The organism is Mycobacterium sp. 050272 (assembly GCF_039023525.1).
In the GTDB taxonomy this organism is placed as follows: Bacteria; Actinomycetota; Actinomycetes; order Mycobacteriales; family Mycobacteriaceae; genus Mycobacterium.
On record NZ_JBCHKV010000034.1, the window covers coordinates 1 to 23,271 of the forward strand.

General features: G+C 63.6%; 17 protein-coding genes and 1 pseudogene. 9 read left to right on the plus strand and 9 right to left on the minus strand.

The window, feature by feature from the left end:
- Nucleotides 1-380 precede the first annotated feature (380 nt).
- Nucleotides 381-1,214, minus strand: coding sequence for a pyridoxal-dependent decarboxylase (locus AAHS21_RS30880; RefSeq protein WP_330981484.1), 834 nt, complete (start codon nucleotides 1,212-1,214; stop codon nucleotides 381-383).
- A 650-nt stretch (nucleotides 1,215-1,864) separates the two neighbouring features.
- Between AAHS21_RS30880 and AAHS21_RS30885 the strand changes: the two genes are divergently transcribed.
- Nucleotides 1,865-3,292, plus strand: coding sequence for a copper resistance protein CopC (locus AAHS21_RS30885; RefSeq protein WP_330981470.1), 1,428 nt, complete (start codon nucleotides 1,865-1,867; stop codon nucleotides 3,290-3,292).
- Between the two features lie 307 nt (nucleotides 3,293-3,599).
- On the opposite strand, the gene AAHS21_RS30890 is transcribed toward AAHS21_RS30885, so the two are convergent.
- Nucleotides 3,600-3,734, minus strand: coding sequence for a hypothetical protein (locus AAHS21_RS30890; protein WP_330981471.1), 135 nt, complete (start codon nucleotides 3,732-3,734; stop codon nucleotides 3,600-3,602).
- A 295-nt stretch (nucleotides 3,735-4,029) separates the two neighbouring features.
- Between AAHS21_RS30890 and AAHS21_RS30895 the strand changes: the two genes are divergently transcribed.
- From AAHS21_RS30895 to AAHS21_RS30910, 4 genes are all read left to right on the plus strand, one after another.
- Complete coding sequence (locus AAHS21_RS30895) at nucleotides 4,030-5,199, plus strand: FAD-dependent oxidoreductase (protein WP_330981472.1); 1,170 nt, start codon at nucleotides 4,030-4,032, stop codon at nucleotides 5,197-5,199.
- Nucleotides 5,200-5,287: 88 nt separating this feature from the next.
- Entirely contained in the window at nucleotides 5,288-6,013 is a 726-nt protein-coding gene (locus AAHS21_RS30900; protein ID WP_342931156.1) for a DUF4396 domain-containing protein, read from the plus strand.
- A 97-nt stretch (nucleotides 6,014-6,110) separates the two neighbouring features.
- Nucleotides 6,111-6,872, plus strand: coding sequence for a L,D-transpeptidase (locus AAHS21_RS30905; protein ID WP_330981474.1), 762 nt, complete (start codon nucleotides 6,111-6,113; stop codon nucleotides 6,870-6,872).
- Between the two features lie 348 nt (nucleotides 6,873-7,220).
- Nucleotides 7,221-7,598, plus strand: coding sequence for a BlaI/MecI/CopY family transcriptional regulator (locus AAHS21_RS30910; protein WP_330981485.1), 378 nt, complete (start codon nucleotides 7,221-7,223; stop codon nucleotides 7,596-7,598).
- A 153-nt stretch (nucleotides 7,599-7,751) separates the two neighbouring features.
- Here AAHS21_RS30910 and AAHS21_RS30915 read toward each other — a convergent pair.
- A pseudogene (locus tag AAHS21_RS30915) lies at nucleotides 7,752-8,206 on the minus strand (hypothetical protein).
- Nucleotides 8,207-9,290: 1,084 nt separating this feature from the next.
- Here AAHS21_RS30915 and AAHS21_RS30920 point away from each other — a divergent pair.
- On the plus strand, nucleotides 9,291-10,019 hold the full coding sequence (locus AAHS21_RS30920) for a hypothetical protein (protein ID WP_330981486.1): 729 nt from the start codon (nucleotides 9,291-9,293) through the stop codon (nucleotides 10,017-10,019).
- A gap of 42 nt (nucleotides 10,020-10,061) precedes the next feature.
- Here AAHS21_RS30920 and AAHS21_RS30925 read toward each other — a convergent pair whose 3' ends face one another.
- The gene (locus AAHS21_RS30925) at nucleotides 10,062-10,637 is read right to left on the minus strand and encodes a hypothetical protein (RefSeq protein ID WP_330981475.1); all 576 of its coding nucleotides are present in this window, start codon (nucleotides 10,635-10,637) and stop codon (nucleotides 10,062-10,064) included.
- 1,433 nt (nucleotides 10,638-12,070) lie between these two features.
- Here AAHS21_RS30925 and AAHS21_RS30930 point away from each other — a divergent pair.
- The 3 genes from AAHS21_RS30930 (at nucleotide 12,071) to AAHS21_RS30940 (ending at nucleotide 17,952) form a co-directional block, all read left to right on the plus strand.
- Nucleotides 12,071-14,620: a heavy metal translocating P-type ATPase gene (locus AAHS21_RS30930; RefSeq protein ID WP_330981476.1), complete on the plus strand. Its 2,550-nt coding sequence runs from the start codon at nucleotides 12,071-12,073 to the stop codon at nucleotides 14,618-14,620.
- 214 nt (nucleotides 14,621-14,834) lie between these two features.
- Nucleotides 14,835-15,140: a metal-sensitive transcriptional regulator gene (locus AAHS21_RS30935; protein WP_061559499.1), complete on the plus strand. Its 306-nt coding sequence runs from the start codon at nucleotides 14,835-14,837 to the stop codon at nucleotides 15,138-15,140.
- 1,894 nt (nucleotides 15,141-17,034) lie between these two features.
- A complete protein-coding gene (locus AAHS21_RS30940; RefSeq protein ID WP_330981477.1) occupies nucleotides 17,035-17,952 on the plus strand; it encodes a universal stress protein in 918 nt (305 codons plus the stop codon).
- 597 nt (nucleotides 17,953-18,549) lie between these two features.
- Here AAHS21_RS30940 and AAHS21_RS30945 read toward each other — a convergent pair.
- The 5 genes from AAHS21_RS30945 to AAHS21_RS30965 form a co-directional block, all read right to left on the minus strand.
- Nucleotides 18,550-19,782 carry an FAD-dependent oxidoreductase gene (locus AAHS21_RS30945; protein ID WP_330981479.1) on the minus strand — a complete coding sequence of 411 codons (1,233 nt, stop codon included), beginning with the start codon at nucleotides 19,780-19,782 and terminating at the stop codon, nucleotides 18,550-18,552.
- A 168-nt stretch (nucleotides 19,783-19,950) separates the two neighbouring features.
- Nucleotides 19,951-20,397 (minus strand): hypothetical protein, encoded by a 447-nt coding sequence (locus AAHS21_RS30950; protein WP_330981480.1) that lies wholly within the window; start codon nucleotides 20,395-20,397, stop codon nucleotides 19,951-19,953.
- 142 nt (nucleotides 20,398-20,539) lie between these two features.
- Nucleotides 20,540-21,436, minus strand: a complete 897-nt coding sequence (locus AAHS21_RS30955; RefSeq protein ID WP_330981481.1) for a DMT family transporter — start codon at nucleotides 21,434-21,436, stop codon at nucleotides 20,540-20,542.
- Nucleotides 21,429-21,623: a hypothetical protein gene (locus AAHS21_RS30960; protein ID WP_330981482.1), complete on the minus strand. Its 195-nt coding sequence runs from the start codon at nucleotides 21,621-21,623 to the stop codon at nucleotides 21,429-21,431. The genes AAHS21_RS30955 and AAHS21_RS30960 overlap by 8 nt, the downstream gene beginning before the upstream one ends.
- 201 nt (nucleotides 21,624-21,824) lie before the next feature.
- Nucleotides 21,825-22,763, minus strand: a complete 939-nt coding sequence (locus tag AAHS21_RS30965; RefSeq protein WP_330981483.1) for a hypothetical protein — start codon at nucleotides 22,761-22,763, stop codon at nucleotides 21,825-21,827.
- Nucleotides 22,764-23,271: the final 508 nt, after the last annotated feature.

The window sequence follows — 23,271 nt, forward strand, 5'->3', positions numbered from 1 at the left end:
TCAATGAGAAACGTCGCGATCGAAATTCTCATCCAATCTGGGGCAATGCAGGTCAGACTAGTAAATGTGCCCCAGATTCAATGAGAACGGACACCGGTTCTCCTATAGACTTCGGCACGGAGGTATTCACTGTCCCGGTGCAGCATGGAGCTCGGCGACGCCGATGCCCAAGACGCCTTCAAGGCCGACCTGCTTAGCCCTTCGGGCGCAGAACGGTTTGTGCCACAGAGGATATAGCCGCAGCTGAACGATCGATGTCGTCGTCGGTTGTCGCCCAGTTCACTATCGGTATCCGCAGTACGCACTGGCCCTGCCAGATCATCCCGCCTAGCCAGCAGGTTCCGTCGCGCTGGATGGCAGACAGGGCGGCCCGGTTGGCGTCATCTCCGCCTGGAAGTCGCACCAGCACTTGGTTGAGGACGACGTCGTTGACAATCGACGGCGCCGGGGATGGCCGCCAGCCGCTTAGCCATGCGCCGGGCTTGGGCGCAGTTACGTTCGATCAATTCGGCGACACCGGCGCGGCCCGGTGATCGGATGGCGGCGTAGATGGGCACCGCCCGGGCGCGGCGGGAGCTTTCGGCCACGTAGTTGGTGTTGTCACGCTGACCGGAATCGATCACGTAGTAGCGCCCGTCCGCCAATCGCATGGCGGCGACGTGCGCCTCAGCGTCGGCAACGATGGCCATCCCCGCGTCATGGGGCACGTTGAGCCATTTGTGGGCGTCAACGGCCCAAGAGTCGGCGCGCTGGACACAGCGGGTGAGGTGTTGGGTGGCCCGTGCAGCAGCTGCCCACGGGCCGAATGCCCCGTCGATGTGTAGCCAGGCGTTGTGGGTGGTGCAGGCGTCGGCGATCGGTTCGAAGGCATCGAATGCGCCAGTGGCTACGTTTCCGGCCTGGGCGCACACGATCGTGGGTTCCTCTGCCTGGGCGAGCGCGTCGACGAGTGCCTCGGGTTTCGTCCGGCCCTGGTCGTCGGTGCCGATGCGGAGGGGTGTGTTGGCACCCAGACCGAGCAGGCGCAGGGCGGTGTCGATGGCGGGGTTAGCGTGCTCACCGCACAGGATGCGTAGCGGCGGTGCGCCGATGAGCGCACCTTTTCCACGTCCCAGCCGGCCCGGGCCAGCATCGCGTGGCGGGCTGCGGCCAGGCAGGTGGCGTTGGCGCCTTGACCCCCGGTGACAAAGCCGACGCTCGATGTGGCTCGCAATGCTGGTCTGCGTTGCCGCGGGCGCGTCAGTTAGAGCAAGATATGCGAGCTACGCGCGAAAGCCACAATCAGCCGAATATCTACGCTCGCCCGCGCCATTCTCGACGACGTGTTAAATCCTTGGCGTCCAACCGTTTCACGCTATCTGAGTGTCCTCGAACTACGAGTTGGACGCGTACAGTCTCGGCAGTAGCTCGCACTACGATAGCCTACCCCCCTATAGTAGTAGCGGCGAACAGTCGCTAAATCCTACAAAATCCATGAACGAGGCGGTGCGCCAGTGTCTTTGGTCATGCGAGAGCGGGAACCTACTGAAGCCCTAGACTGCAGTCTCGCGAATGTTCGATCTGCGATGGTCGCGCAAAGTGTGTCGGCGGGGTCGGAAAGACACCTCGGGTCTTGCCGCAGAACCGGTCGTCATATCCGCTCCCCCGCCGAGGCTGCCGCGGCTCGGGCCATGGTGGCGACCGGCAATCATAGGCGGCTCTGTTCGAAGCCGACGCGCTCGCGCAGAGCTGATGAAGTGGGCGGAGTAAGCAACGTGCTCAGGCATATCGAGCAAGTTATCGGCCAGAATTGGAGCGTTGCAATTCAATGTCTGGGTGAAACAGACACCTGCACAGGGTATGTCGCGGCGCCAGACCGGGTGCTGTGACCACCTGGCTGCGCCGCCTGATAGCCGGTGCTGGCGTCGCCGCCGCGCTGGCGGTGGCCGGCGTAGGCGCGGGCGTTGCGTGGGCGCACCCAACTTTGGTGTCGGCTGACCCGGCAAGCCAATCCACTGTGAGTGTCTCGCCCGCGTCGATCACCTTATTTTTCAACGAGGCCGTGACTTGCGCGCCCGACGCGATCACCCTGCTCGACGGCTCGGGACGGCAGGTGCCGGTAGGAGCGGCGCGCAGCGAGCGCGACGGTACTGCAATGACGACAAAGCCCCAGCGTCCTCTTGTGCCGGGCGTCTATACCGTGCGGTGGCGAGTGACCGGCAGCGACGGAGATGAGACCGAAGAGGAATTCAGTTTCGCGGTCGGAGTCACCGGGACTCCGGGTCTGGGCCGGCGCGCGAACACCGGTCCGGACTGGGATACAGGCCTGCTTCGGTGGCTGCTGCTCACCGGGTTAGCCATCGCCGTGGGCAGCCTGGTCGCACAGCGCGCCACCGACGCCGTCCGCCAGGAGCAGCCCGCACTCCCCCGGCTGCCCTCGTGGGTGCCTGCGGGCGTGGCCTTGGCACTGGTGGCGGTGATCGGTCTGTTGATACAGCGCGTTAGCGATGCTGGCGCCTTCGCTGCGGTATGGCAGGGCCGCGCTGGGGCCGTTTTGCTGGTGCAAGGAGCAGGTCTCGTGACCGCGGCCGCTTTTGCCAAATTTGGCCGCTGGGCTCTTGCGCCGCTAGCTATTGTCATTGCGGCGGAGGGCATCCGTTCGCACGCCACCATTAATCACGGGCTCTGGGGAGCGGTACTCGTAGGCGTGCATCTGGCCGCCGTCACGGTGTGGGTGGGTGCGCTGCTACACACCACTCGAGCCGTCCTGGCGTGGCGACACCAAGGGGTAGCGGCGCGCTCGGTGATGACGGGCTACGTCCGAATAGCCCTGTGGTCCTATCTACTTGTCGTCGCCACCGGGATCCTCACTGCGTTAGCCGTCGTCTCACTACCTCAGCTGATATCGACGACCTACGGGCGGGTGTTACTGATCAAATTGAGCCTCGTGGCGGCCGCATCGTTGACGGCTCTGGCGGGTCGGCTCATTCACCGTGAAAATATGCGAATCTCGTTGCTAGGCAACATTATACGTGTCGAGACTGGGTTGCTGGCCGTAGTGCTCGCCACCAGCGCTCTTTTGATTTCCACGCCGCCCCCCAGCGGCCAAGCACACCTCACAGAGCCGCAGCCCGCGTCGCCACCCCGCCATGAGCCGGTGGTCCCTGTCGCACCTAGCCCGACCGCCGACGCTCCGCGGAAACCGCCCGCCAGCACGATCGCCCCCTGCACGAAACCATTCTGTGGGCCCGGTCTGACGGTTAGGCGAGAAACTTCCCATCGACGTCGATCCGGCGTAACCGGTCCTAGCTAGCGACCGCCGACGTCGAATCGGAGTGGTCGATGCGCAGCGTATGGCACACCTGTTGGGGTAGCTGAGTTCAGGGTGTGACGACCGATCGGCTGATTTGCACGTCGGATTAGCGCCCAGTTAGATCCAATGCGCCGCAGGAATGTTCACTCAAGATGGCGAGTCGTGTCTGTTGCATACCCCCCGGGGGTGATATTATCACCACCATCATGACTTCCCGGGGAGCCCGCTTTCGGCTGTGGCTGCGCTATGTAAGCGCAGTCGCTGTGCTCTTTTGGGCGGTGAGCCTCGGCGCTGGGTGCCACTTCGTTCATATGACTAGCGCGGCGCCGGCGGTGGCGTCCACGTCGCCAACCCAGGCAGGCCACGAAACGAGCGGCGTCACGGCGTCCCAGGTGTCGAACGCGCACGCATCGACGCCGATCGTCGGCGGATGCCTACTCATACTTCGGACGTCACCGACAACGGACGCGGCTGGGCTTGTCCTCGCTGCCGCAGTCGCGGCTTTGGCTGGCGTAATGGCAGGGTCAGCCATACCGCCTACGCGCGGACCGCCTCCTTCTTTTCACGCCTTAAACGCCATTAGAGGCCGTTCGGGCCGAAGTATTTTGATCCAATTCTGTACCGCTCGTATCTGATAGGTCAGCCCTCAAGCTGTTGCGCTGAATGCTTCGGCTCGTTGGTGTTGTCCGAATCCGTCGCCGCGCAGATCGCGGCGTTGAAACAGAAACGAGAAATTCATGAGTTTTGTCGCGTCTAGCTTCCAGGGTCAAGCAGCGGCGAGAGCCGGGTTGGTGACGGCACGCAAGGACCAGCCAGGTGCGTTGGTCATTGGTGCCGGAGTGAGCGGGTGGACCACCGCGTTGGTGCTGGCTCGCCAGGGCTGGCGAGTCGCTGTGGTCGCCGACCGGTTCGGCTCCGACACGGTGTCGACAGTGGCCGGTGCGCTGTGGGAATGGCCTCCCTCGGTGTGCGGCCGCCATCACGATGACCAGGCTGTGCTTGCCCGTTCAGCCGGTTGGGCAATGCATTCCTATGAGCGTTTCATGAGGCTTGCCGCCGATCCGCGCACCGGGGTAAGTCTTCGGCCCGCGGTCTTCTACTTCTCCCGCTCCGTGCGCGAGGATCCGGCCGAGTTGGAGAAAATGCTCGAGCTCGAAAAGTATGTACCGGGGTTCGCGCATGACGCCGCACTGATCGAAGCCCACGGTGTCAACCCGAACGCCGGGGTCGTCGACGCGTATTCGCATTTGGCACCCACCATCAATACCGACAGGTACCTGACCTGGCTGGCCAGCCAAGCCGAGGCCGAGGGTGTCAAGGCCATCCGGGCCAGTATCTCCGGTCCGCTCGAGGAACACGAGGATCGGTTGCTTTCCGAATACGGAGCTGACCTCATCGTCAACTGCAGCGGCCTGGGAGCGCGTCAGCTGGCCGGCGACCTGGCCATGGACCCGCACCGTGGAGCGCTGTTGCGTGTGATCAACGACGGGTCGTCGATACCACCGGTGACGGCGGCCCATGCGGTAGCCAACAACACCGGTAGCGACGACCAGAACATGGTCTTCATCGTGCCGCGTGGAGCTGACCGGCTGTTGCTGGGTGGGCTCGTCCAACCCGGTGAATACGACACGAACCTCACCCTGGATTACCCGCCGCTGCGCGAGATGCTCGAGCGTTGCACAGAGTTCCTGCCGATTTTGCGCGGTGCCCGGCTGGATCCGGTCGATCCTCTGCGGGTGGGGTTGCGGCCGTTCCGTGAAGGAGGTGTGCGACTCGAAATGCAGCCTGGCACTCGGATCGTGCACAACTACGGTCACGGAGGTGCGGGCGTGACTTTGTCGTGGGGTTGTGCTCACGACGTTGCCGACCTAGCCGGCGCGATGCTAGTGCGGGAGGCTGCCGTCTGAGACGGCCGTGGCGAGGCCGCCGAAAGTGCCGGCGGAAGTTCGTTGTTCGATCGATGGGGAAAGGACCAAGATAATGATGATGATGGCTATGCCCGCCCCAGAGTGGGTGACGGTATTGGGCTGGGTGGTGACGAGCGTCGGGGTGGTGCTGGCCGGTGTCATTCTCGCCGACATCTATGTTGGCGGTCATCGGCAGCCCGTACCCGCGATGGAGGCCGTGTGGCCGATCACCGCGATTTATGCCGGCCCGTTCGCATTGTGGGCCTACTACGGTTGGGGCCGACCAGCGACCCGGAAATGGCAACGGCAACACGGGGAACCGCCTCGGTTGGGTTTTCCCGCGACGGTCGCAGTTGCCACTATTCCCGGTGGCGCCGCGTCAATGATTGGGCACGCGATCGCCATGCCGCTGGTGATGTGGACCGGCATGACCATCGCACACCAGGCGGTGTGGCCGATGATCTTGCTGATTGCGGCGTTCGCCCTGCCGGTGCTGATTGTCTTCGAATACCACTGGCTCTCACGCACCGGCTCAGCGCCGACCGTCGGTCAGCGGCTGCGGGCCGCATCACTGATCTCGACGCTCGCGATTCTTGCGTTCGACGTGGGCATGGGCGCCTCGATGCTGCTTGTGGCCTTTGTATTGAAGTATTCGGGCACGTCGATGGCGCTGTGGCTGATCATGTGGGCCGGCATGTGGCTGGGCTTCGCGACTGCCTATCCCGTGGTGTGGTGGTGGCTCAAGAAGGATGCAACCGCGTCGCTGAGCCCGGCCGAGATCACCGACACAGAGCTAGTTGAGAGAGCACGCTAGCTCAAAACCGTTGCTGTCGGCGCTGCCAACAGGGTCGATGTGTTCGATCGGTAACTCGGCCGCCACAGCAGTACCGAGCAGAAGGAGGGTGAAGGTTATGCGTCGATCGGTTCGTTATCTCGCCGTTGTGGTCGCCCTCGCGGTGACGGCCGCGGCCCGCCCCCCGATTTTCAGTTCGGCGGCCGTCCCCTCCCCTGACGCGGCACCGCGCGTGGCCGAGATCCTTCCCTCCAATGGAGCGCTGGTAGGAGTCGCACACCCAGTAGTGGTGATCTTCACCGCGGCGGTGCCGGCGACTGATCGCGCCGCGATCGAGCGGACCATCCGCGTCACGTCACCGGGTAACATCACCGGTCGCTTCGAGTGGGTCGATGACCATGTCGTGCAGTGGGTTCCGGTTCGCTACTGGCCCGCTCACTCCCATGTCACGGTAAGCGTGCACGAGCTGGGTACGGGATTCGACACCGGCGATGCGCTGCTGGGGGTGGCCAGTATCTCTGCACACACCTTCACCGTCAGCAGGAACGGAGAGGTACTTCGGACCATGCCCGCATCGCTGGGCAAGGCCAGCCGCCCGACCCCGGTCGGCACCTTCACGGTGCTGGAAAAGCAACGCAGTGTAGTGATGGATTCGCGAACCATCGGTATCCCGCTGGACTCTTCAGAGGGTTACAAGCTCACCGTTGAGTACGCGGTGCGAGTCACCTGGGGCGGCGTGTATGTGCACTCAGCACCCTGGTCAGTCACCTCTCAGGGAAACTCCAATGTCAGCCACGGATGCATCAACCTCAGCCCCGACAACGCCGCGTGGTATTTCGAACGCGTCACTATCGGCGATCCCGTGCAAGTCGTCGCATAGCGGGCCGATGTCCAGAAGCCCCTACCCGCACCCCCACCAACCCCCACCAACAGCACGCAGCACCAACCACCCGATTACACGAGGTCCGCCTTCACGACAGCTAACGGCCAACGAGCAATGCTGCGCTAAGTACGAAACCAATAAGACCAGCCCGCGACCCCAATCGCCAGGTCCTGCCCTGGGAGCGCCTATATATTGCCGAGGCTGGGGCCGCGCGCGTGCGGCCAAGATCGGCCGTCGTGGTCGGATACCCGACATTGTGTGTGCACCATAGTTTAATCTACTATGCACGTACGTAGTTGAGTACATCGCGCGGTGTGGGATGCGGGGCCGGTGGGAGGCGTGACGGTGCGGGTGCGCGGGTTCGGAGAGTTGGAAGCCGTGGTGATCGACCGCATCTGGGACCGGGATGGAGCGACGAGCGTCCGCGAAATTTTCGACGAGCTGGCTGCCCAACGCGAGATCGCCTACACCACCGTCATGTCAACCATGGACAACCTGCACACCAAAGGGTGGCTGGCGCGTGAACGAGACGGCAAGGCCTACCGGTACTGGCCGACGTTGACCCGCGAGCAGCACAGTGCCCGGCTTATGCGTGAGGCGCTCGACGGCGGGGGGCGCGCCGAGCTGGTGCTTAGCCACTTCCTCGAACAGATCAGCCCAGAAGAATCCGCGCGGTTGCGTGCTGCGTTGCAGCGGCTGCCCAGACGACGCCGACGCAAGTAAACCATGCCGGGCCCAGGGGCTCTGCCTGCAGCATGTCGAATATGGCTGCCTTGCAGTGGCATTGGTGCGAAGTGACTTCGCGTTCGTCGGCGGCTACGGTGGCCCCATCATGCCGCCGTGTCCCGTCATGCCGCCAGAGCCGCCCAGCATGCCCTACATCATCGCGGGCATCCCGTCGTCGTGGACGAAGCCGCTCACCTCACGGGCGTGAGCACGGATCGGGTCGATCAACGCGGGATCATCACTGGTTTCCTCGGCGATGACGCCCCTAGGTGTCAGGGTCAACCGGCGGCGGTAGCCCCGGGCGTTGCCGAACAGCATCGATAGGCCCGAGCCCATACATATGACCTCCGTGCCGTGGTCAAGATGGGAGTACATGCTCGACACGTGGTCGTGCAGTTGGGCGGCCAGGTCCGGCGAGTTCGACTCGGTGGTGGTGCGCACCCCGCCGGGGATCTCCTCGACCGTGCGACTGATCTCCGTGGGCCGGCGGAACATCTCCGTATACGCGCTCATGTCGGCCGGATTGGCAGCCCATCATGCCGCCGTCGGTCAACCGGATCCGCAGGATCGGCGTCCCGAGCGCGCAGCGCGCGCATATACCCCAGACCGGCCAGCACGCAGGCGCCCAGCGCCGCGCGCCGGGTGAACCTATCCACGTGACACCTCCTGGATACCTCAATCTTGTTGACGGTCAACGAGCTAACGCGACCACCTCAATTTGCACGCCTACATCAGCCTGCCGTAGAAATCGTCTCTCGGGTACCGCCTCGCACGCCAGGCGACGCCGCCACCTGGACGGTGTCAGCAATGAACAGAGCCGACGCGGCCCTTGCTGCGACCGGCCACCCATTTCAGGAGCCAGCTCGATCCCACGTCATCTATCGCGTTCGTCTTGTGCGTCGCCGGGGAGTTGGACGAAACCAGCGTGGCCACAGCGAGATACGAGGCTTACTATCTACGTACAGATGTCGTAGATAATCAGGGTGGTAACGCTTGGGTTGGTGAACTTACCAGGTACTCGACTCGTGTCACAACAGGAGGTGACTGAGTGCCAGGAGCCACCGCAGGATCGGAGTGGCAAGTCGCGGCGATGGCGGCTCTCTCCGACGAGCGCTCCGCCGGCTTATGGCGATACACAATGGGTTTAACGAGCGCCCAGCGTCGCGCCGAAGACGTCGTCCGCGAGCCGCGCCAGCGGAGGCGGCAGCAATCACGAGCCGCAGCCGCCGAACGATCGGCGCGAGGGCCGCTCTTCACCATGGCGCGCAGCGTGCTCGTCGACGAGCGAGGCAGCAACTCAAGCACGCCTCGGGTGACCACTCCTGACGAGATCGGCGCCGCGCTGGGCCAGCTGGTGATCCTCGACGCAATCGGCCAACCGTGGGCCGGGCATCGGGCCGTGATCGAATTGCTCGTGCCATCGGGGATCGACTACCACACGGATTGCTTCAGACGTTCGAATCGCCGCAACGACGGTGAAGTCACGATTCGTGTTATCCCGCCCGGGCACTGCGGGTCACCCTGCACGAGACCGGGTGACACATCGAGCACGCGGCCGCTCATCCGGAGGCCCGTCGGCGGCGAATGCCAAATGGCGCAAGTTGGTTGGCTTGAGCCTAAAGCCGTCCGCCAGCCCGTCCATGCGCCCGAAATCTCAAATGCGGTGCTACCAGCTGGGGATGGAAGATGATGAGGACATCGTTACGCGGTCCCGGCCCGACTGGTGACAACCACCACCACGCGATGTGGGATGCCGCCTACGTCTTGGGATCACTATGCACCACCGATTGGCGCGAATTCGAGGCGCACATGGCCGGCTGCCCGCAATGCCGACAAGCCATCGCTGAACTCAGTGGCATTCCGGCCATGCTGTCACAGCTTGACCGCAATGACATCGCCGCGATCAACAAGGCAGACCAGCCATCCGCCGCATCGGAGATGCCACCGGAGTTGCTCCCAACGCTACTGGCCGCGGTGCATTCGCGTCGCCGCCGAACCCGCGTGATGACCTGGATGGGTTGGGCCGCCGCTGCCATCATTCTGACGATCGGTGTGCTGATCGGGGTTCACAGCAGTTTCTTGACGTCCACCCCGCAGCAGTCGACCGTGTCGGCCCTGCCAATGGACCAGGTCGGGACCACCCTACTGTCCTCGACCGTATCGCTTGACGGCCAGCAGTGGGGTACGACCATCGCGCTGAAGTTCGTGTGCCTGGCTCCACCGGATGCCCCCCACGATACGGTGGCACTGGTCGTGGTAGGTCGCGACGGCAGCCAAACCCGGCTGGCGTCTTGGGTGGCCATCCCCCGCCACACGGCGACACCCACCGGCAGCGTTTCGATGCCGATCAGCCAGATCGCTGCAGTACAAGTGGTTTTGGCCGACAACGGTCACGTGATGCTGCAACGCTCGATATAATTTCGACCGCACGCCGTATCAATTGGTTTCCAAGGCGCAGCGCTATTGGCCCGCCGCGAATTCATAATGGCTGGGTATGGATTCTCCGGGTTGGGGGCTCCCGAAGATCAGCACAATTTCGTCGCGCGCGTTGATGGGCAGGGCCGCAGGGTTGCCGGTGACAGGAGTGCCATTGAGGAAGGCCCGCAGCGTCTTTCCGTTGCCGGTCTGCAAACCGCCGATGCTGTCGGTGGACAGTCCGACGTCCCATTCGGTGAAGAACTCGCCGAGGGTAAACGTCTGCATCACGGGCGATTCGATATGAATCACCCCCGTCGAGTCGTGCGTGTGCACGGGGCTGATTCCCCGCCGGTCGACACCGATCATCGCGGGGACCTCAACGGGTTGCCCGTTAACGCGCACGTCGAGGTGGGCATGAATGTGTTCGACAGTGCCCTCGCGACTGAGCATGGGCAGCCCGGCAGCTCGCACCGCGGCAGCTGCATCGGTCGGAGCGCTCCACGGCGGAGCTGTCTGACGACCGACCGCAGCGGTAACGGGTGGGTTATGCAGCTGCAGAGGAACTGCTTGATTCTGTTGAGAACGAACCGATTTCGCGATGACGAGGATGGCGATCAAGACGACGATTCCTGCTAGGACGATCCGTACCCATCCTCCGCTGCGCCCCCGCGCGCCAGCGTTCCGTGCCGCGACACAGGACCCCTTTCTCCTGCTCGCACCGTTTGGCCTAGCACCTGGCGCGTTTTTCGGCATCTTGAGCCTCCATTTCACAGGGATCATGCGGATGGCCCGGCGGCCTGGCGTTGGATCAGCGGTGGGAGGTCCTGGCCCGGATCGCCCGCAGGACGATCACCGCGACGCGGTGGTGGCGGTCGAACACCATAGTGGTTGCAACCACGCTGATCGGGTAACGGCCCGCCTAAGGCGATCCTGTTGCGCATCGATTGGTCGAAGATGCCGAGATACATGACGAGGCGGGTTCGGTAGTGCGAGGCCGCCTGCTGGCCATCGCGTGCGTCGGTGCGCATCATTAGCCCCATCCGACAGCGCAGGCCAGGGTCGCGAGCCCCGGCACCGCATGTCTCCTCCTCGAATCGACCGTAGACCACCCGGGGCAATCTACGGTCTACGTACCTACACAGTAGTCTATTGCTCGCGCTGAGGCACGCCAATGACCGCGTGGCCGAAGCCCTCAGGGCGCGTAGGCGCCGATTTCTTCAAACGATGACGTGGCCCGGGCCGCCGGTACATTGCACACGAGAATGACAGTAGTGAAGTTACCCACCGGTCGTGTACCGGGTTACCCCATCTCTGCATTCTGGCCGTGGTGACAGGTGGGGCAACGGCATCACCGTTGTCGTCAATGTCGTCAGCTCCAAACCGGCCTCAGGTCACTTTCTTCCCAACGCCGCCGTCAGTCAACACACCTACGCGTGCCCTAATTTCCACGGAATTAGGACTGCAGGGAACAAACGCCATAACTTATCTCGGTGCTCGGGTCGGTCGACACGGCGAAGGAATTGGTCAACGAGCGTTGCGGGTACGGGGTCCGTCGCGCCGAATCCCTCGGAGTGACAACATCGGGTGGTTGGCGATTCTGCCGAATAGAGCCGGCTCGAGCTCACAGGCCAGGACCCTCATCCGCATGAAGCGAATCCGGTAGACCGCTGTCCACCAGGGCGGCGACCCAACCTGCGCTTGTCTGAACTCGGCATCTTCGACCACGTGACGTCAATACCTACCCCGGGGGGGTAGGCTCGGATTATGTTGGACCGGTCATGCGGCGTTCGCGCTTCAGGAGTGCCGAGCACGCCGCCCCGACGCGGCTTAGCGTCCGCCAATGGGTTCTCCAAAACACGTGCTGTCGTCCACGGCTGTGGGCTCGTGGCGGTGTCACGCCCTGGGGGTCGCCGTGGTGTCATCCGTCAGCAGCTGTCTGGGGTGTCGACGCCTGGGGCGTATCAGATCTTGCCGAAGGAGCTGGCGGATAGGCCATCTGGGCCATCCACAGCCTACTTCCTAATTCGTCTCAGTTGATTGAGGAGTTAAAGATGTCCGGTGTCGACGTTGCCGTTCTGGTTGGGACGGCGTTGGTGATCGCGGGGTTGGCGTGGTATTTCTTTGCCCCGCGACGCGCGCAGGCCGCTACCGTCGGCGGTGGTGTGCAGCGGCTTCAGATTAGGGTGAGCGGTGGGTATAGCCCAAACGTCGTAGAGGTGCGCCAAGGTGTTACGGTGGAGATCGAGTTCGATCGGCAAGAGACCGGGGATTGCACATCGCGGGTCGTATTTCCCGACCTCCATTTGTCGGCGGCGCTGCCCGCTTACCAGCGCACCACAGTGCGGTTTACCCCGGAGCAGGCGGGATCGTTCGGGTTCGCCTGCGGCATGAACATGGTCTCAGGCACACTCGTCGTCACCCCCAACGACCTGGCCACGCCCCCTGGCGAATCTGAAACGCCCACCGCCGCTTCAGGTTGCGCGCCAGCCGATGGTGTGGCCGAGCCGGCCGCCGCCGAGATCGAGGCTACCCAGGCCGAAGAACGTCGCGCCGAGAGCGCCGACCTGGTCCGTAGGGTGGTGATCGGCGCGGCATTTACCCTTCCGGTGCTGTATGCGGTAATGGCTCACCCCTTGGGCGCGAAGTGGGTGCCGGGGATCTTGTTCGACCATTGGGTGCAGCTTGCCTTCATCACCCCGGTGATGTTTTACGTGGGGTGGCCGATCCACCGCACCGGCTGGCTGGCGTTGGCGCACCGCAGCGCCGACATGAACAGCCTCATCACATTGGGCACCCTGGCGGCCTATGGTTACAGTCTGTTGGTCACCGTCGCCTCTGGGGTCTTGCCGGCCGAAGTTCGCGACGTGTATTTCGAGGCGGTCGGAGTGATCCTGACCCTGATAATGCTGGGCCGATTGCTGGAAGCCCGCGCCAAGGCTGGCACCGGTGAAGCTATCCGCGCGTTACTCGGGTTGCAAGCCCGCACGGCCCGTGTCGTGCGGGGCGGCATCGAAACCGAGCTTCCCGTCGATGAGGTCATCGTCGGCGACCAGATCGTGATCCACCCCGGTGAGAAAATCCCGGTCGATGCAACAGTGTTGTCTGGGCAGTCTGCCGTTGACGAGTCGATGGTGACCGGCGAATCGATACCAGTCACCAAATACACTGGCGACGCTGTCATCGGCGCGACGCTCAACACCACCGGGTCGTTGCGGGTGCGTGCAACCAAGGTCGGTGCGGACACCATGCTGGCCCAGATCGTCCGCATGGTGCAGCAGGCACAGGCATCCAGAGCGCCGATCCAGCGGCTAGCCGACGCCATCTCGGCCTACTTCGTGCCGGTCGTGATTGCTACTGCCCTCATCACCTTCGTAATCTGGTTCATCGCCGGACCGACACCCACGTTGACCCAAGCGTTGGTATCGGCAGTGGCGGTGCTCATCATCGCCTGCCCTTGCGCACTGGGCCTGGCAACCCCGCTATCGATTATGGTCGCCACCGGCAAAGGCGCCCGCGCAGGCATCTTGATCCGCTCGGCGGAGGCACTGGAGACCGCGCAAAAGCTCGATACCATCGTGCTGGACAAGACCGGAACCATCACCACCGGCAAACCTGCTCTCACCGACGTCCACGCGACCGGGACCGTGGCGGAGAACGAACTGCTCATGCTGGTTGCCGGAGCCGAAGCCGACAGCGAGCACCCCATAGCCAGCGCGGTAATAGCCGGTGCCCGTGGCCGCGGCATCACCGTTCCCGCCCCAGCGGCGTTTGATTCAGTCACCGGCAAAGGGGTCCAGGCTACGGTCGCTGGCCGTAGTGTCCTGGTTGGCACCGCGACCTTGCTGGCTGAAAACGGTATCGACACAGCCGAACTCGAGCAGATCAGCACCGAGCTCGCAGCCGCGGGCAAGACCCCGGTACTCGCCGCGGTCGACAGCTACCCGGCCGGCGTCATCGCCGTGGCCGACACCGTTAAGGGCGACTCCGTCTCCGCCATCGCCGCACTACGCGAGTTGGGTCTGCACGTGGTGATGATCAGCGGGGACAATGCCCGCACGGCAGCCGCGATCGCAGGCCAGGTCGGGATCGACCGAGTGCTCGCCGAGGTCTTGCCCGAACACAAAGCGGGTGAGGTCCGCCGGCTGCAAGCCGAAGGACGCCAGGTCGGTATGGTCGGTGACGGTATCAACGATGCTCCCGCCCTAGCCCAAGCCGACGTCGGATTAGCGATCGGCACCGGCACGGATGTGGCCATCGAAGCCGCCGACATCACCCTAATTTCAGGGTCACTGGCCGGGGTGGTTACCGCGATCCGGCTCTCCCGCGCCACCATGCGCAACATCCGGCAGAACCTCTTTTTCGCCCTGATCTACAACGCCGTTGGCATACCGCTCGCAGCCGGCGCGCTGTATCCGCTGCTGGGGCTGCGGCTCTCACCGATGGTCGCCGCCGCCGCGATGGCCCTATCGTCACTATCAGTCGTCGGCAACGCCAACCGCCTACGCCGCTACCCCATCAAGCCGCTGCCGACCACTGAGGCACCCGCGGTCGAACCCCACAGGGAAGTCGGCGCTGGTCAACGCGAATCCCTCGCCACGTAGGTCTGGCCTGTGACACAAACGCCGGGGCGGCCACGAAGATCACGTCGCTTCCCCCGGCGGCCTTGGCTGACGTCACTAATCGCGCGAACGCACGCGCAGGCACGAAACCGATATTCTATAAACCCCGCAGGCTAGACTAGGCGTCAGTGGTCTCATTGGTAGCCGACCTACTGGTCACCGCAGCGGCAACGCCGAGAGCGACCCGTCGACGAAAATGCTGGGAGGCCAGTTGGAAACCACACACGGATATGTTGCGCACAAGGACGGCTACGCCAAACGGCTGCGCCGAATCGAAGGCCAGGTCCGTGGCATCGCGAAGATGATCGACGACGACAAGTACTGCATCGACATCCTCACCCAGATCAGCGCAGCCAGCAGCGCTCTGCGAGCCGTGGCTCTAAACTTGCTCGACGATCACCTGGATAATTGCATAAGTCAAGCGATTACCCACGGAGGCGACGAAGTCGAAGTGAAGCTGGCCGAGGCCTCTGCCGCCATTGCCCGGCTGGTTCGCTCCTAATTGATGGCGTGTAAGCGGCGAGCCTCTGCCGCCACTCACGCCTCCAACGCATGCGCTCGCCGGGGCGCACACCATTGGCGTCCCATGCCGACAAACTCCACGACGCATTTCACGTCCACGAGCTTGCTGATCACGCGCATGGGCTCAGGCCACCTAGCCCTGGGAGGCTCCCAGCGCATCATCGTGGGGCGTCGACTGCGCCGCAGGCACGCCGATGCAGGACCCGGTCCGTAGCGATCTGCGTGGTGTCGGGGATGGGATCCTGCTGCCCCGCAAGACATTAGGCACCATCAAGACCAACTAGTGCTCCGGCTCTGCACCATCGCCCCCGCTGCCAGCGCCCCGGGCTGCTTGACCCGCTACGCACTGCCGCCGCAATGGGGTTTTCCCGTTTATTTGTCGTGAGCAACGGTCCTGACTGCGAACCCTTCAACCTCGGGCCATCGATTCGGCACCTCCGCGCACTCCGAGATTGGCCATTCATCGGACCTTAAACACAAAAATATCTCGGCCGCGGACACTACCCGAAAAGCCGTGTGCGCTCAGGGCCTTGGGTTTGTGCGCGGCACCGGGGGCGTAGGGTGCGGCGACACGATTAAGCCCGTGGGGGGTGCTCCCGCTCCGTCGACACCGCCAGGAGCCGCAAAGTCGGGACCGCCTGGGGCGGGCGGCGCCGGCGTCACGCTCGAAGCAGGGTCCGCAACTGGTGTGGTCGTACTGCTTGCCAATTCGCTGCCGCCAAATCCGACCGCTAAAACTAACGCTGCCGCTCCGCCGAACAGCGCGATCGCCGCTTTCGTTTGAGATTTCATCAGACTCTCCTGTGTTTGGTCGTTCGTCCTAACAACCCCAATGTTGCATGCAGATACCCCCACGGGGTAGGGACTTAGGTCCCCGCAGTTAGGGCAATCAGGCCTTCCAAGTGGCGGTGGAATTTGCACGGTGACGGCGGCGTTCCCGCGAATTCGTTCGCCGAAACGTGACGGCATAACGAGGTGAGGCAACACCGCCGCCAGGGTGGTCCAGTCCAGCATGACGCCGCCGATCTCGAAGGGCATGGGCAGGATGGTGAGAAATTCACCCAATTCGGTAGTTGGCGCGATCAAGCCGCGTGGTATAGGTGATGACCGTTCGCAGGGTTCGCGGGCACGCTGCGCTGCAAAAGGCGAAGGGGATCGAGGCAGCGCGGGGGTTTACGGGTCCGCCTGATCTAACGATGATCCCGCCTGCGTCAGGTTAGCCATTGGTAACGTTGCGGGAGATAACCCAGGAATTAGGCCGCGCTACACCGATCTCCAGTTACCAACCCACCTGCGCGGATGTGCGGCATCGACCGTCGGGGACCCATTCCCGCGGAGCCCTACTGCCTCGTGAAATATCCGCCATCACAGGAGGCCCGCTCCTTCGCCTCGACACCGCCATGGAGGCTGGATTGCCTTTCACAATAGGGACCGAATGCCCTACCCCCGGAGGGCATCGGCTGGAAGACTTTGTCTTCGCACGAACACCCAATCACGAGCGGAGAGCGCGATGTTATCTCAACCGAAAGCGGCGATCGCGCTGGCCGGCGGCGCTATCATGTTTGCGTTAGCAGCCGGGATCGGTAGCGTTGTGTTACGAGGCAACACAACGCTACCCGCGCAGACCGCTGCCCCAACTTCCACCGTGGCGCCCCATCCATCACCGATCACTCCTGACCGCGCGACACGCAATCCTCCTGAATGCGTCGAGCCCTACTGTGGCGTCCTGTTAAACCCGCCACCGCGCGGGGACGCACTGTGGATGCCCCGCGGAGCACCATGAGACCGTCGACCCCGCTGTTCGATGTTCGTACGCAACGCATTACACAGCCTCGCGATCCCCGTAGTCGCCGTCCCCACGGAAGGACAGTCAGATGGCCAGCAACAACCACCATTTCGGCGTGCTGGTTGGTGTCGACGGGTCAGCTGGTTCCGATGCCGCCGTCCGCTGGGCTGCGCGCGAATCAGTGCTTCGTAAGCGGCGGCTCACGCTTATGCACGCCTCACCCCGATCGCCACTACCGCGCCTCGCTCCTTTCACTCCCACAGAGGCGCAGCACCGCCACGAAACTGACCTGCAAGCCATCAACGACCGTGCGACCAGGATCGCAGAAAGCGCTGTCGGAGAAGCTCATCCAGCGGAAATCGACAGTCAGTTGCACTTTTCCCCGCCCATGCCGACTCTGGTCGATATGTCTCGAGCCGCGGACCTCGTCGTCGTAGGCGCCCGTGGACTGGGCACCGTGCGTCGCGTATTGCTGGGCTCGGTCAGCGCCGGACTGATCCATCGAGCCCATTGCCCTGTCGCCGTCATTCACCGGGAGGTTTCGGCCCCGTCGCCGGCTGCCGTTGGTGGGCCCGTGCTGTTGGGCGTCGATGGATCACCAGCGTCGGAATTGGCCACTGCAATCGCATTCGCAGAAGCCTCGATGCGGGGCGCTCGATTGGTGGCTCTACACGCGTGGACCGACACCGATGCAGCCCAGGTTGCGAGCATGGAAGACTCCGTGCAGCAAGCGGCAGCCAAGGAAGTCCTCGCCGAAAGACTCGCCGGCTGGCAGGAACGCTATCCCGACGTCAGCGTGCTCCGCGCTGTTGTGTATGACCAGCCGGCCGCCCACCTGCTTGAGCGTTCCAAGTCAGCCCAACTCCTCGTCGTCGGCAGCCACGGCCGCGGCGGATTCGCCGGAATGATGCTCGGCTCAGTCAGCTCCGCAGTGGCTCAAGCGGCCCGCATACCGGTGATCGTTGCGCGCCACCCCAAGCATCAGCAACGGTCTGCGAATCAGTAAAGCCACGCGCGTTTGGTTTCGCGAATCAGCCACACCAACCTAGACATCACAGCGGTTTTGGGGAGTTATCTAGCAGTCGTTGGGTCCATTATATGGCCGGCCCCGACGGGGGGAACGAGCTGGCCAGTGACGTAATACCACGCGCAGCGAGCGCTGCGCATCATGTGAGCCTAGTCGTGTAATAGCCCGGCGCTCAACGCTTCCCGTACGGCCAGACGCCAACGGGCCACCACCGCGCCAACGTGTATCTGCCCCGAATTGCACCTCGGCGGATATGTCACGAAACCGATCATCTCCTACTTCGAGGGTATTAGCACTGCCTCGGCCGGCGCCCCTTACGCTTGGGACAATTGTTCGCGACAACAAACCGAGGGGCGTGCACATCGGGTTGGCTGGGCATTTCTTTCGCGCCCGCAGAACCACCGGCCGGTGCACTAATAGAGATCGCGGAGATCGGCCAACCTGCTTCCATCGCGGGCAGCGGCGGCCGGCCACCGCCCAGATCGATGTCTGCGATCATGACGCCGGCCACCATCATCGCGAGAATGGTCACGACCGATGGCAAGGGCGTCATCCACGTCGGTGCGGGCTTTGTCATCATTGTTTTAGTCCTTCCTGTGGCGACGCAGGCGCTGAATCCTGTTGAAACACTTGCGATTTATTCATGAAGAGGCCGAGTGGGCTCGCCGCTTCGCTGTTGCTGTGACGGCGGGTTTTGAGACGGCGCTGGTGAGCGAGCAACACGGCGGCCAGGTCAGCAACCTCGCGGGCGCAGCCCCACGACAGGGTGACGCCGGCGTCGCCGTGGCCGTAGTTGTGAACGATGCAAGCGTCGGGTTCGATCTGCAGTCGTACCCCACCTTCGCGGAACGGCTGCAGGCCCACCCATAGCGGGTCGAACGAGTCCAGTTGGGCAACCCGCAAAGTCGGCAGGAATTCGGTGCAGCGGTCGAGCATCTCGCGCAGCGGCGGGTAGTTGTCCAGCGTGAGATCGGTGTCGAATTTGCCCGGCTCCACCAGAGCGCCCAACAAAAGTCGATCAGCACCGCGGGGTGCAATGAAGACGGCGTCGTGGTTGTCCGTGCTCGGATCGCCGGCCACCGCGTGCACCGCGGTCACGCGCGGCATGGAGGTGCCGTCATTGACTACCCGTAACAGCGCAGCCCGGTGCGGTTGCACGGTCGGATCGCAGGCCAATTCGCGGGCTCCCAAACCAGAGCAGTTCACAATCAGGTCTGTCCCGAATTCGGCCAGCAGCTTGTCGTGCTGCTCGGCTAGCGGGCCGCAGATGCTGCGCCGAACGACGGTCACGCCGGCGGCTTGGGCCTGCCCAGCTAGCCATCTCAGATACTTGGCGGTATCGATGGTGGGTGCCGGATAGGAATAGGCGTCCACCACCCCACAGCCCGCGTTGACACCGTATTCGGCGATCAGCCCGACGTCGTGCACAAACCCGGGCAGTAGCTGCTTGACGACGGCCATTTTCGTCATCGCAGCCCGATCCTGCTCGATGGGGCGTGAGAAATAGAACACCATGGGTCGCACGATGACGCCGGTGCGGTGATCGGCGGCTAGTCCGCTGAAGCGCAGGTAGGAATCCAACGCCCACACGGCCGCGCGAGCATGCACCGCCTGATTGTGGTGGCGACCGCACACCGATGGTGGCCACTCCCACACAGCGCCCGCGACACTCGACACCGTGTCAGCGTCAAAGCGGTTGGCCGCTACGACGACTCGCCATCCTCGCCGGGCCAACACCAGTGCGGTGGTCCCTCCACTGATACCGGCCCCGATCACCAGTGCGCTCGGCTGATGTGTTCGCGCCCTCACAACCGCACCTCCCGTCGGCGCTTGTCCTTGATGGACAAGAGCTAGTTAGTAGGCCCAGATAGGCCGGACTCATGTTCTGTGGTGAACGCCGCGAGCAGGGTTGTGGCGACGACTACCGACAGCAGCAAAAGCCGCGGGGCAACCCACCCACGGCTTAAGACTGAGCAATCAGGTACGAGTGATGCAAAAGCGGGTCAAGATACTTCGACCCGAACGAGGAAAGGCAAAGGCGATAGGCCGCGGCGGGCCGCGGGCTGCTAACACCACAGGCCAAGTCAGCGACCCGGTCAACAACACCAGCGCGAGAACAGCGGCGAGCGCAACGAGATCGGTTGTTGCGCAGGACTGTACGGCATGCTTGCATCCGCGATCGATCAGCAGGTCCGAGCCGTCGCCAACCGATGCAGACTGGACTACTGCAACGCCGCTATGGTCGCTGACCGCAGTGGAGATCGACGAACTTCGAACACCGGAAACGCCCATATCGGACATGCTCATAGCGGGAAAGCGACACCCGCCGGCCACGGCGATCACCCAGAAGACGGCCGCCACCACGGTGGTATAGCGCAGCCACCTTCTGTAGCGAGCAATTTTCACGATCATGGCAACACCCACGCTAGCACCCCCCGGGGGTATTGAACAGAAGCGGCACGTAACGGCGACGAAACAACAAGGCATCACGTCGGGATCGACTGGGGTGGTCCGCATGTTTCTACACCAGTGCCAGTCCCTGTGTGCGCGACGGAAGTCCGGAGCTTTAGTTTCCGGTGTCCGCATGCCGATGAGGCAGCAGGATGATCGGCATCGCAGCCAGAACGAGGCACAGGCCGATGCCCTGCATCTCAGTGAGCCGATCATTGAGCAGGACCCAACTGAAGGCGACCCCGAAGACCGGGGTGAGTATGGTCCATGCGCTCAGCGTCACCAGCGGTGCCCGCTGCAGCTCGCTGAACCAGATCATGTAGGGCAACGCGGTACTGGCCAAGGCCAAAAACAACAGGGCCGCAACAAAATGCGGTGTCCACGACACGGCAGGCACGCCCTCCACCGCGGCGGCCCAGCTGGCTAACGCGATACCGCCGCACACCAACTGCCACGCTGAGAACATCACCACGTCAACGCCGGCGCCGAGTCGGCGCGCCAGCAGCGTACTAGCGGTGATCGCCACCGACGCCGCGAGTGCCGACAACGCGCCGCTGCCCGTGCCGGCCGGAATTGCCGCCACGATCAGCCCGAGGAACCCGACCACCAGCCCCGCCATGGCCCGCGGCCGTGGCCGCTCTCCATACAGCAGCCAAGCGGGTAGCACGATCAGGACTGGCTGCGCGTTGGACAGTACCGCCGCCACGCCGCCAGCCACTCCGGCGGTGCCAGCGAACATCGCAGCGAACGCCACACTCACATTGACCAACCCCAAGACCACGACGCCGGGCCAGGCCGACCGCGGTGGCGCCGGGCGCCGACCACACCAACCGACCGCCAACAACACCCCGCCAGCCAGCAGGGCCCGCAGCGCCGCGAACCACAAGATCGGAGCATCAACTAGCCCATAGCGGATCCCCACGAAACAGGCGCCCCAGCCCGCAGTCACGATCAGCATCCTCCCCGGCCGCGGCGGTCGCAGCCGCGCCGAGACGACCGAAGCGTCAGCCACGGATATCACCACCGGCGACCAGCCACCGTGGCTGGTGAGGATGCCCAGTCGGGTCGGCCGCGATGCATGCCCACCGCAGGGTATGGCAGCAGAACAAGAGGTCGGCGATCATCGGCGTGGGCACGACCACGATCGTCTTGGCCTCACCCCGGCCGGCGCATCGTTTGCTCGTGATCGAGGCAGCCACGCTCTGTGCTGATTTTCGTGTCGTACCACCCTCACCGCTTGAGCCCCGCACGGTGTGATGATGACACGCACCAGCGCTGCCGCATGAACAAAAATGACCCGTACACATCGGAAGCGAACCCGGCTGTACACAACACGCGGTGAAACGCGGCCGGGTCAGACATGTCGCTGGCGCGTTCGGTGATGGCGGTGCGGTCCTGGTCTACTGAAAGGTGAGTTCGGGCGGTATTTTGGCCATATCAGCAGTCCCCGACAAGAATTCGATGACATCCTCCTGCTCGGTAGCCCCGGCCGACGTTCTGGCGGTCACCGGGACGGTGACTTGACCGGAGAACGTCACGGTCAGACGGTAAGGGTCAAAATCGTTGAGCTTGACCGCGCTTAGGTCGGCGCTCCCCCAGGCGGCGGTACCCTCGGCCAGGCCGCTGGACTCGAGATGCACCGGGCAGCCCCAAGGTGCCAACAGATTGGATTGTTGACAATTGGCCATCTCTATAGCCAGCTGCGCGCTCACAGCGGCGCGTCCCTTATCCGACAGCGCGAAGGTGGGATGGACCCAGAATGGAGCCATGGGCGTGAGTTGGTCGAGCAGAAGCGGTTGGACCGTCACCGTCAAATAGGCGTTGGTGGTGCCGATGTCGATCCACCCGGGAAACACATAAACCGTGGCCGCGCTAATGGGCTTGCCAAATAGCGTGAGTGTTTTCGCGGCGACGTTGCCTACCGAAGCACCCAGGCCCGGTGTGAACTTGAACGCCGCCGAAGCCAGCTTCCAACGGTTGTGGTCCGTCCTCAAATCCAAAGTTGCGTCTGAGGTTTGATCACCGAAGGCGACGACCACATGCACATGAGCCATGCTCAATGCCGCGTTGGGTGCCGTCGAGTTGTCGTGCACGATCCGAATATTGCGGATTGGCCATTGCGCGACTTGCTTTTTGAGGGTGTCGCTGTTCAGAAATTCCGTGATGGCAGGCTGTTCCGTGCCATAGGACAGGGCCGTCTCGGCGTCACCACGGGCGAGTGCTTCCAGGTAGCTTCTGACCGCATCGCCGGCTGACCGGGCGGCCTGCCCGTCGCGCCGGTCGGCCACAGTGAGGACCAACACGACTGCCACCGCTACCAGCATTGCGCCGGCGCTCATCACTGCGATGAGTAGCCGTTTGCGGCTCGTGCGTGCCGTGGGAACCCGCGGCCACCAAAACGCAGGCGAACCCGACACAACCTGGTGGTCAGCGCCGGGGGGCACCGGCCGCGGTTGCCCCGTCGGCATTGACGGCGACACATCCAGTGACCCGAGATCCCGCGCGGGATCATTCGGACCGTGTTGGCATGGCCCGATCCCGCCCGGCGGGTCCTGGTCGGTCTGATTGGATCCGCGTTCTGCCTCCGGGTCGTCGAAACACTCACCCGACCAATCGGTCACCGCAACCTCCGAGGACATTGAATCCGTGTTGTTCGTGATCTTTTCAGTTGTTCGCCAGCGGCATCGTCTTGACAGATGCAGGCGACTGCAAGTGACAGGGCTCCGCTGCCCAGGCTTTTCGCCTCGTGTGTCTCCAGGCGCTTCGGGTGACAGCCTGCTCGAGGTGCTCCAGCGCATCCCGGCCGAATGTAGCGGGCCGTCGGCAACCCGCCACCGGTCAGTGATG